Source organism: Nitrosomonas sp. Nm58 (genome assembly GCF_900107335.1).
GTDB lineage: Bacteria > Pseudomonadota > Gammaproteobacteria > Burkholderiales > Nitrosomonadaceae > Nitrosomonas.
Map to the genome: position 1 here is coordinate 90,818 of NZ_FNPQ01000006.1, position 10,555 is coordinate 101,372.

Annotated in this window: 7 protein-coding genes and 1 other RNA gene; 6 read left to right on the forward strand and 2 right to left on the reverse strand. The window is 51.5% G+C overall.

Going from position 1 to position 10,555, the window contains the following annotated elements; translation table 11 throughout:
- Positions 1–213: 213 nt before the first annotated feature.
- The 5 genes from BLW34_RS04255 to ssrA all read left to right on the forward strand — a co-directional run bounded on the left by BLW34_RS04255 (position 214) and on the right by ssrA (position 4,167).
- Entirely contained in the window at positions 214–909 is a 696-nt protein-coding gene (locus BLW34_RS04255; RefSeq protein ID WP_090576036.1) for an OmpA family protein, read from the forward strand.
- 85 nt (positions 910–994) lie between these two features.
- Positions 995–2,317, forward strand: coding sequence for a TRZ/ATZ family hydrolase (locus BLW34_RS04260; protein ID WP_090576039.1), 1,323 nt, complete (start codon positions 995–997; stop codon positions 2,315–2,317).
- A 20-nt stretch (positions 2,318–2,337) separates the two neighbouring features.
- A complete protein-coding gene (gene ubiG, locus BLW34_RS04265) occupies positions 2,338–3,045 on the forward strand; it encodes a bifunctional 2-polyprenyl-6-hydroxyphenol methylase/3-demethylubiquinol 3-O-methyltransferase UbiG (protein ID WP_090576044.1) in 708 nt (235 codons plus the stop codon).
- Between the two features lie 17 nt (positions 3,046–3,062).
- On the forward strand, positions 3,063–3,710 hold the full coding sequence (locus BLW34_RS04270; RefSeq protein WP_090576047.1) for an HAD family hydrolase: 648 nt from the start codon (positions 3,063–3,065) through the stop codon (positions 3,708–3,710).
- 96 nt (positions 3,711–3,806) lie between these two features.
- Positions 3,807–4,167, forward strand: a transfer-messenger RNA (tmRNA) gene (ssrA, locus tag BLW34_RS04275).
- 447 nt (positions 4,168–4,614) lie between these two features.
- Here the strand turns inward: ssrA and BLW34_RS04280 are convergent.
- Entirely contained in the window at positions 4,615–6,099 is a 1,485-nt protein-coding gene (locus BLW34_RS04280; protein WP_143037861.1) for a hypothetical protein, read from the reverse strand.
- Between the two features lie 112 nt (positions 6,100–6,211).
- On the opposite strand from BLW34_RS04280, the gene BLW34_RS15495 reads away from it, so the two are divergent.
- Positions 6,212–6,532, forward strand: coding sequence for a hypothetical protein (locus BLW34_RS15495; RefSeq protein ID WP_143037862.1), 321 nt, complete (start codon positions 6,212–6,214; stop codon positions 6,530–6,532).
- 29 nt (positions 6,533–6,561) lie between these two features.
- Here the strand turns inward: BLW34_RS15495 and BLW34_RS04285 are convergent, their stop codons facing one another.
- On the reverse strand, positions 6,562–10,197 hold the full coding sequence (locus BLW34_RS04285; protein WP_090576053.1) for a hypothetical protein: 3,636 nt from the start codon (positions 10,195–10,197) through the stop codon (positions 6,562–6,564).
- Positions 10,198–10,555: the final 358 nt, after the last annotated feature.

Consider the following 10,555-nt stretch of genomic DNA (forward strand, 5'->3'; position numbering starts at 1 on the left):
CTATTCTATCAGTCCATTTCAATTGATTGCCACAGTGTTGCATAATAGCAACAAGCTCGTTTGACAAAAATAAAAACATGAACGCATAATCCGTCCAAGTAGTGTATTAATGATCAATATATCGATAAGTGTCACGAGATCGCATCAGTAACAAATGATTTTGTGAAGTTGACTGATTTTGAGTGAACCCAAATTACGGAAAAGGACAATAGCATGAAAAAGATAGTATCGACCAGAAAGTATCTAATAGGAGTACTTGCTGTTTTGTCAGCACTGTTATTTTCGACAATAGTGACGGCAGAATCACTCTATAGGCAAGGCGAAAGTGATGCTGAGAAAGTAAAAGCTTACAATGTGAATGATCGTGGAGTCGTATCAAGAAGTTCCGCCGATTTAGGCAATCTCTGTTGGCGCACAAGAGAATGGAACGAAGAAACAGCGACCTGTGAATGCGATCCACAGCTCCCAAAATGTCAGATAGAAAAAAAAGTTGAGGCACCAGCTCCTGCTCCTGCACCTCTAACCGAGCCAGAAAAAATCTCTTTTTCTGCAGATGCATTGTTTGATTTTGACAAAGCCGTGCTTAAACCCGAAGGCAAACAGTCTTTAAGTGATTTCGCAGATAAGCTAGCAAATATCAACTATGATCTTATCATTGCCGTTGGCTATGCCGATCGTATTGGTTCGGAAGACTATAACAAGCAACTTTCCATGAGACGTGCTGAAGCAGTCAAGAACTATCTGGTAACCGCCAAAGGGATTAGTCCAGATCGTATTTTTACGGACGGCAAAGGAGAAGCTAATCCAATAACGGGCGATAGTTGCCCGGGTACCCAAAAAACTAAAGCATTGATTAACTGCTTGGCGCCTGACCGTCGTGTAGAAATTGAAGTAGCAGGTACACGATAAGAGAATTAAGATTAGTTTCTAAGTCTGGCTTAAGGAAAAGAGGCCCTGCCATTGCGCAGGGCTTTTTTGTTAGCTTACTTTAAAAATGATCTCTCCTGTCATCGTTGATACAGTCATCGAAGCGCGCTGGATCATTCCAGTCGAACCAGAGAAAACTGTATTGATCGATCATGCCATTGTGATTGATGATGGCATCATCAAAGCTATCGTTCCAAGCTTGCAAGCATGCTCACAGTTTACCCCGCTTAACCATATCACCCTGGATCATCATGCGATCATCCCAGGCTTGATCAATTTGCACACTCATGCAGCAATGGTATTAATGCGTGGCTTAGCCGATGATCTGCCTTTAATGGAATGGCTCAACCATCACATCTGGCCTGCAGAAACCCGATTTGTTGATGCAAATTTTGTGCTGGATGGCGCAACACTGGCCTGTGCAGAAATGCTTAAAGGAGGGATTACTTGTTTCAATGATATGTATTTCTTTCCGGAAATCACTGCAAAAGCCGCCATTGAAATGGGTATGCGTGCAGCTATCGGATTAATCGCCATTGATTTGCCTTCCTCCTATGCCAGTGATGCCGATGATTATCTGGCGAAAGGACTGGTACTGCGTGACCAATATCCGCAGCATCCACTGCTGTCATTCTGTTTTGCACCCCACGCACCCTATACTGTGAGTGACAAAACTTTAACCAATATCATGACCTACGCTGAGCAGCTCAATTTGCCTGTACATATTCATCTGCATGAAACTATCGATGAAATCAGGAACAGTCTGGATACCTTTGGGCTCCGCCCAATCGCACGTTTACACCAACTTGGTTTACTTAGCCCAAACCTGATTGCGGTGCACACGGTACATTTGACCAACAAAGAAATTAGCCTGCTGAAACAACAAAATTGTAATATTGCACATTGCCCTTCATCCAATCTAAAGCTTGCGAGTGGATTTGCTCCGGTTACTGATTTATTAGCACATGGAATCAATGTCGGTATTGGCACGGATAGCGCCGCGAGTAACAATCGTCTTGATATGTTCGAAGAAATGCGCCTTACCGCCTTACTCGCCAAAGCCAATAGTAACAAAGCAGAAGTGCTCCCTGCTCGCCAAGCGCTACGCATGGCCACTCTAAATGGGGCCATTGCATTGGGACTCGATAAAATCACGGGATCTCTATCGATTGGCAAAGCCGCAGACATCACCGCCATTGATTTCTCCGGACTTACACTTTCCTCTTGTTTTGATCCCGTTTCACATCTTGTTTATGTCGCTGGACGAGAACATGTCAGCCACGTCTGGGTCAACGGCAAGCTATTGCTGGATGAGGGAGAACTTGTTAATCTGAACGAAATGGAATTGATCAATCGAGCAATACACTGGCAGAAGCGCCTCAATAGCTAAAAATAAAGGATAGAAATCGCATGGAAAATGATGGTATTAATGCAGATCCGATGGAACTGGAGAAATTCAGTCAACTCGCCCATCGTTGGTGGGATCCTAATAGCGAATTTAAACCACTGCATGAAATTAATCCACTACGACTGGATTACATTGATCAACTGAGCGGTGGATTGGAAGGGAAAACTGTCGTAGATGTTGGCTGTGGTGGCGGCATACTTTCTGAAGCAATGGCTGCGCGCGGAGCAAACACGACAGGAATTGATTTGAGCGATAAAGCACTGAAAGTCGCCAAACTCCATTTACTCGAAAGCGGTCACCAAGTTGATTATCGAAAAATTACCGTTGAGATGCTCGCCACAGAGCAGCCGCATCATTTTGATACCGTCACCTGTATGGAAATGCTTGAACATGTGCCTGATCCTGCCAGCGTAATACGAGCATGTGCTCAACTAGCCAAACCCGGTGGCTGGGTCTTTTTCTCGACTATTAACCGAAACCCTAAGGCCTATCTCTATGCGATCCTTGGCGCTGAATATATCCTTAAACTATTACCACGCGGCACCCATGAATACGCGAAGTTCCTCAAACCATCTGAACTCGCGCGCATGGCGCGTGCAGCAGGATTAAACGACGCCAGGATTATTGGCATGACCTACAATCCCCTTACCAAAGTTTATGCACTCGAATCCGATACCAGCGTCAACTACATCATGGCATTCCGAGCTTAGAGCCTGCTAAACCATAGATGATTGAAGCGATTCTTTTCGATTTTGATGGCACCATTGCCGATACCGCGCCTGATCTGGGTCATGCACTCAATCGGCAGCGCCTCGTACGAGGATTACCTCCCTTGCCCATTGGACTTATTCGCACTCAAGCATCGGCGGGTTCTCGTGGATTACTGAATCTTGGTTTCAATCTCAAGCCAGATAATTCAGAATATGAGGCGATGCGCGATGAATTTCTTCGTTTTTACGCAGAGCGCCTATGTCACGACACTTGCCTGTTTCCAGGCATGGCCAATGTGCTTGATCGACTGGATGCCAATCATTTACCTTGGGGAATCGTGACCAACAAACCTGCTCGCTTCACTCAACCACTCGTGCGAACACTCGGACTACATCAACGCGCAGCCTGCATCATCAGTGGTGATGATACGGTGAATACCAAGCCGCACCCGGAACCGCTTCTCACCGCATGCCGTCAAATCAATGCCTTACCCCAAAACTGTATTTATCTCGGTGACGACATACGGGATGTCAAAGCTAGTCTGGCCGCCGGCATAATACCCATCGTGGCCCGTTATGGCTATCTGGGTAACGATGCGCCACCTGAATCCTGGGGAGCAGATCATCTCATTGATCAGCCCGAAGATCTGCTCAATTATATTTAGGATACCTCCTTAGAATCATTTCTGAGATTCTGTTAGAATCACCCACTTGAACTTTTTCGTCTCAACACAATCTTATTACACAGTATAAATTATGCCGGGGGCGATCCGGCTTCGACGTGGGTTGCAAAGCAGCGCAGGGCATACCGAGGATCAGTTACCTCGTAAATACATCTGAAAAAAAATAGTCGCAAACGACGAAAACTACGCTTTAGCCGCTTAATTCGGCTGAACTCCACACCGGTGGGCCTCAACGCCGGGTCTGGCAACAGACAGTGGAGTCACTAACGAGGATCGTATTTTGTAGGGTTACTTTGCAAAATACTAAAAAATAGGTAACTCGCCTTTCACCAGCCTGCCGGTTGGCGGGTGACAGGTTAAATCAAATAACGTGGCTAAGTATGTAGAACTGTCTGTAGAGGACTTGCGGACGCGGGTTCAATTCCCGCCGCCTCCACCAACACCAAAGACCAACCCTTCATCCGGTTGGTTTTTTTTCGCCTACTCTCTCGTGTTTGCGCGGATTCATGCGGATTCTTGCGGACTTCGAGGATTCAGGAAATCACACAAATTCGCTCATTTTTTCTCTCTTTGCGCCATTATTCTCTCCACCCCTATCCGTTATGCAAGTGCGAAGTCCACAAGTTTGCATTTTTTTAACGTTAAATATCAATCAATTACGCGCGGACTAATCAAGTGGTTGATTTTCAGCATTGGTAGGGGAAGGAAACAGCACCTAGGCGGAGAGAATAAAAAAGAATATGAAAAACTATGCATCATTAGTCTTTTGCGCCTCAATGATGCGTGCACGAATTACATCCAAATCCTTTTCATCCAGAAGTTCGAAAATCAAATCCACAAGGCCATCAACAGTTACTCGCACGACAAAATGTCCTCAACAGCAGTTTTACCTAGCAGTCAGTTCGCTGATGAAATCGATCAATCGGCGATAACGGTTGATGGCATCAAAGATCAGCCCTCGCAGCAGGCCAAGCTGGGTGTGAAAATTTCTGTAGGCATTGGCAATGCGCCGGAAAGTGGTTCTCGAGAGGTATTCGGCATCTTCAATGTCGATGGCAAATTCGCTCAACTCCCCTTCCAGGATCCTATCGAAGTTGTCGGCAGCAACATCGGCTTCCGTTGCCAGAGCTTCCCAGTCCTGTTCTTCCAGGCGTCTGTGAATGTCCTGGTATACCGACTGCAATGCACGCATGCTGTCGATGGCGAGAGTAAGATGGTTGTTGAGTATGTCATCACGTTGCATTGACGTGGCTGCAATCGCTGCTTGACGTTCGATATACTCTTCACCGGTGGCACGGTCCCAAGTATCCAGCCAACGCTCGAATCCTTGTCTGAGTTCACCAAGCTGGCGTATAGCGACCGGATGACGCTCTCCCACGACCCGTTCGAAGGTGGAATGTAGGTTGTACGGCAGTAAGGAAGCCTCGTTCAGGCGGAGTTCACGGCGGCGGCGATCCTCACGTCGCAGTTCCTCGACAGCGTCACGATAGATTTCCTGCCGAGCTGAGCCGACCAGCAACTCCAGCGCCCAACTCAGTGCCGGCAAAAGCCCCCGTATCACCCGCTGACCGGATTCCGAAGTGCGCGGACTTCTTCTCCGCCCGTCGTCAGCCGAAGGTTCCTCCGCGTCCACTCGACTGCGTTGCCTGCTTCGCCCGCTGGCGGCGGCAGGCCCATAGCGTGCGTCCAACTGTGCAGCCGTGGCCCGCTGTCGCCGTGAGAGGCCATTAGCCATTACAAAATTCTCGATAGCGTCATGCAGATCACCACGGCCGCCACCAAAACGATCCACCGCCATGGGGAATCGTGAGTGTTCCGAAAAATCATTGAGGAAACGCTGGTTGACGATAGGCGTGGTGGCCACCAGATTGTCCCGATTTAGAACTCCCCAAGGGTTGCGTTCCAGCGGGACAGCATGGTCGATATTGACCGGCTGCCAACTGTAGCGGCCGCTGTGTGGCTCGTATTGGCGGATCTGGGGTGCGCCGGTCGGCCGTCCCTGGGCATCCCGCTGTATGCGCATGATGCCGCGGTCATGAAGGGCTTCCAGTAGTCGGGATGCCTCTTCGTTTCTCCAAACCACTGACCACATGGTGGAGGATGACCAGCGCGAACGCGCGCGTTCATAGGCCTCATCAAAGATTCTGCGCGCTTCCTCCCAAGCTGCGCGGGTGGGGATTCCCTCTGGATAACGCCCCATCAGGCGTTCAAACTGACTGCGCAGACGCCGCATGGGCGCATCATGGCGCGAACGGGCGCTGCCCAACAGACGCTCTGCGGTGCTGTTCCACAAGTCCCTGAAGTAGCGGTTATTCAATTCATCCAGCGCGTCATGGGTGCGTGCAATGGAGCGCTGGGCAGCAGGCGGCACTGTTGGTGGGGCTGGCGCTGCAACTGGTCTTCGTCCAGATGTGCTGGGATCAGGCCCCAGGCTGTGATCCACGCGCTGGCCCAAGGCGGGATCTACACCCGGTGGGTCCGGTGTGCGGCTCAGGGAAGGTGGGCGTGTGGTTGCTATGTGGGGATCCGTGCGAGCTTGGGGAACCGGCATCGTCGGGGGGGTATTTAGCACCCGTGGCAGATCGGCCAGCCCTCGATCACCAGTGCTGCGTTCTCGGCGGCGCTCGGCGCTGCTGCGTGCAGCGTCAGTCCTTGCTTCTCCAATGCTGCGTTCCTGCTCGGGTCCGCGACCGGGCGCCGCGTTATCTATGAGTCCACGCACGGCTTCCATGCGCCGCAATAGGTCGCGGCGTTGGGCTTCGCTCAGTGGCGCCTGCCGTTCGCGGTCACCCCTGAAACGCTGATCGCGGCGGGAGCGTTCCGGCCCACTCATCTAAGCATCCCCGTCGACGGGGAGAGAAACATGAGTTGCACCCTGTACGATGACCACCTTCTCGATGTCTGGGTCGGTTAGATCCGGTTCATCGTTCACCAGACGCAAGGCGCGGCGCAGGTTTTCCAGGCGCTCGCCGCGAATGTCTTCCTGCACTTTGAGGACATCCATCCCACGATGGGCCAGTTTGAAGTCTTCCAGTAGCGATTGTTCGCCCTTGAGCGCCTCCATGTAGAGTTGCCCGGTTGGTAGTATTACCCTCTGGGAGGTTTCGGAGGATTGGGTAAGCTCGCGTGTCACCGCAGCAAGCAGGGAGTCGCGTTCGGCATTACTCAGAGAGGAAGTCGGATCATGCAGGACTGCATTAGCATAAGCCAGCAGTTCTTCACCGGTGTAGCCCAGGCGTGTGGACGGATCGCGCAGACCGAAATAGTCGTCCACATACTCCTGGCTCATGAAGTCGGTGATATGGGTGCAGGTCTTCAAAGGGAAAATAATGTAATTCCCCTTGTAGCCCAGCGGATTGTTGAGGTCGGCAACGCTGCCGAGTCTGCGGGTGGCCAGGGGTGTAGATGGATCCGGTGGAATCGGTGGATCGCATTCCACGATGTAGAGATCGCCGTCTCGTTGGATACCTACAACGCCCGCCTCTTCCTCACCCGGTGTTGCCCGGCGCAGACGGCAACGGCTGGTAGCAGATTCGACAAAGGGTACTTGCCAGTCATTGAGTTCGAAAAACTGCTGGTCGGGATGCCGGTAATCCCAGATGCCGTGCATGTAGTGCAGGATATTCTGCCTCACATGAAGGCGCAGTTGGCGGATCATGGTGTCCCGGCGTGCCCTTTCTTTTACCGCTGCGCTGTATTGGTGCGCAGTTTCCTGCAGTGATTTGCGTGCTGAAGACAGTTTTTCGCTAGCTGATTCTAGACGGGCATTGAGGAATTCCAGCGCTTTTTCACTGGCTTCCCGGCGTGCTCTCAGCAATTCGTCGCTGTTCGAGCTGCCTCCGTCGAAAAGCTCCGACAGGCCTCCGGAGAAAATTGCACGCGCCACGCGTTCCTCATCGCTGACATCTTCAGCATTCGCAGTCTTTTCACCCAGTAGCAGGCTCACAATGGAATCTTCCCGGGAATGACGCAGGTCGAGCAGTCGTTGCACGTCGGACTCCAGTTCGCCCACCTGGGTACGCTGGGTTTCCCAGTTAGCCTTCTTGATGTCCACATCAATGGCATCGGCCTCAAGCCCGTCTTCTAAGTAGTCGAGCGCTTCCAAGAAACGTTCGTCCAGCAGTATGCGCCGGATGATCCAGGCATGTTCCAGCAGCCATCCTTCGGTGATTTCATGCGGCGCTGGGATGTCCTGCGCCACGAGAATCACGGGAGTCAGCTGGTGGGGGCGACTGGTAACGCGATAACGGCGTTCAAGCTCATAGAGTAGGTAGGTGACGGTCAGCTCATTATTGGGATTGCTCAGCTCGGTGGTGGATTCAGCAGATGATTCAAAGCTTTCCGTACTTTCTACCGATACCTCGGTTTCTTGACGTACATGTTCGGCGGCCTTCTGTACTGCTTCAAGAAACTGTTTCTTTTGCCGACTGGACTCGGCCGACTGATTCATGCCGAATTCGGAGCTGGCTCCGATCTGTCCAATGCCGATGTTGAAGCTGCCAGTGGCCGTCATGCGGAAATTGCTGCTGTTCGCCACCTTGGCCATCACATCCAGCTCGGTGCGAGTAGTGAACTGGCGCTCGTTGGTGGATTCCACGAGAGCTTTCTCAATGGCTTTTTCGGCGCGTGTCTTGTGCACCTTGCGGGTAATTTTCAGGTTGCGTTTCTCGCCTGGTGCCAGCGGCACCGTGTTGATCAAGCGCCCGACCTGGTAGGTTTCTGGAGTCCACTCCTGACGATAGATGAGGAGGATGCCGTAATTGGCGGAGCCTGGAGCGAAATACCTGAATTCATAGGGTTCGTTGAGACGTTCGCTGATGTCGAGAATCAGCCGTTCTGCACGTGCCAGCGGAGAGTTCAGGTGGCGTTTGATCGCAATATCGTATCGCTCGTCAAGATATGTCTGGCTGGCGTACAGATCGAGTGGTGGATCTATGTCGTTGCCGGCGCTCCAGGGCAAGGTGTGTTCGGTCGCAGTAGTGCGTAATACGTTCCTGCCGTCCTCGTCTAGCTGGTTCCAGATTTTCAGCGTCAGTTGCGGAAAGGTCTCCTGCACATGGGACGGAATTGGAATGATCTCGAGCTCGGTGATGCGCCCATTCAGTTGATCGATGTATTGCCGTAGGCCGTTGGCATCGGCGATATCTTCCATCGGGGGCAATTCCAGGCCGTATTCCTCATGCAATGCTGTTGACTGGCGATACAGGTCCAGCACGGACTCCCGCAAGCGTTTGTCAAAGGCTGCAATCCACACATCCTCGAAGGCCACCTGCAGGCTGTGGAAGTCGTGAAAGGCGGTGACGTTCGCCGGTCCACCCGAAAGTTCGAGACGATTTATGGTTGCCTTGATCTTTTCTAGCTCCTCAATGGTCGAAGAGCTTCGCCCGGTAGTAAATTCGGGCAGTTGGGAGACTTGGCCGAGGATTCTGTCCCGGATGAACGTCAATGTATCCACCCTCTCCGGTACAGAGGGTTCTACCTCCGGCGTCACCTCCCCGCCGGATAGATCAGAGGCGACGACGGATTGCGCGCGCACCCTAGCGGCGTGCTGATCGAGCAGGCTACGTACGCGAGTGAGTTGCCCGGCCAACCCTTTCTGGGCCAATAGGTCGCACACCGGAACTTCCACACTGCCGCCTGCTTCCAGCGTATCCGGGGCGATGCGTAGCCTGCCCAGTAACTCAGGTGTCAGACGCAGGCGCATGGCCAGTTCTGGACGGTAACGGGCCAGGGATCCAAGTCCGCTGATGGCTGCGGTACGCAAAGTTGCTTCCTGTTCACCTGCATCAATAACCAGTCTGCTGGAGGCGCCATTGGCTTTTTTCAGCAAGAGCCTGGGGATACTACGTTGGAAGGCATTCACCCTGTTCAACCAGGGCACACGCGCGCTCAGATGATTGCGTACCATCGCCCGGTAGCTGTCCGCGATCTGTTGCCTGCGTATCCTGTCCTGCTCCAGCTGCGTGGATAGGGTGTCCGGATCCGTACCGCGCTCGGGAAGAAATACACCACGACTTCGCAACAAGGCGGCAGGCATACTAATGACATAGCTTTCGATGTGACCGGCATTAGCACGCGGAATGAGGGCGTAATGCAATAGGCGCGACATCAACGTAGATGCGGGAGCGCGATCAGGGCCAAGCACGAACAGCACCAGATCGGGCCGTTTCTCGTTGTTCCTTACCCGAAACGCTGCATCGCTGTAGACAAGCTCGAAACGGCCGTGCTGGTCTGTCAGCACCGAGCCTATCCTGTCTCCGGGGAAATCGATCCAGGCCCGGACTTGGGGATTAGTGTAAAGATGTTCTATGGGATCGTCATGCGTAACGCTGGTGGAAAACTCGTTGTAGTATCGCGGATCCATGTCGTAGATAACAACGACCAGATCGCGGATGCCGGCTGAAGTACCTTCCAGAACAATTCTGCCTTGCGCGACATTATCCATTGTCACTCCTTTAATCATCTTCATGCGAAAGGTGCTCTCCTATAACCCAATATAAGCTGACAATTCATTCTTCAGGGTATAGGAAAAATAAATGACCATTTTCATAGAAAAGAAGAGTATTGAAAATCCGATGAAGTGTCAATCACACTGACAATTGATCATAAATTCACAAAATTTGTGTCTGATTATCTACAAAAAGTAGGGAGGTTAATCCTTTATTACCTTTCAATTACAGGGTATAGCCTACGTCACATAAAATGATTCAATTTTAAAGAGTTGCTCAACGGTGTAAATAGCGGTGTAAAAATGTACCACTGAAGTGCACTAATTTCGCTGCGATCGCGGAATAAAAGTGTACCAGTCCAATGCCTATAAACTGATG

Excerpts from the sequence above, each read along its gene's own strand:
- ubiG (WP_090576044.1), top strand. The coding sequence starts at position 2,338 with ATGGAAAATGATGGTATTAATGCAGATCCGATGGAACTGGAGAAATTC.
- BLW34_RS04270 (WP_090576047.1), top strand. The coding sequence starts at position 3,063 with ATGATTGAAGCGATTCTTTTCGATTTTGATGGCACCATTGCCGATACC.
- BLW34_RS04255 (WP_090576036.1), top strand. The coding sequence starts at position 214 with ATGAAAAAGATAGTATCGACCAGAAAGTATCTAATAGGAGTACTTGCT.
- BLW34_RS04260 (WP_090576039.1), top strand. The coding sequence starts at position 995 with ATGATCTCTCCTGTCATCGTTGATACAGTCATCGAAGCGCGCTGGATC.
- BLW34_RS04285 (WP_090576053.1), bottom strand. The coding sequence starts at position 10,197 with ATGAAGATGATTAAAGGAGTGACAATGGATAATGTCGCGCAAGGCAGA.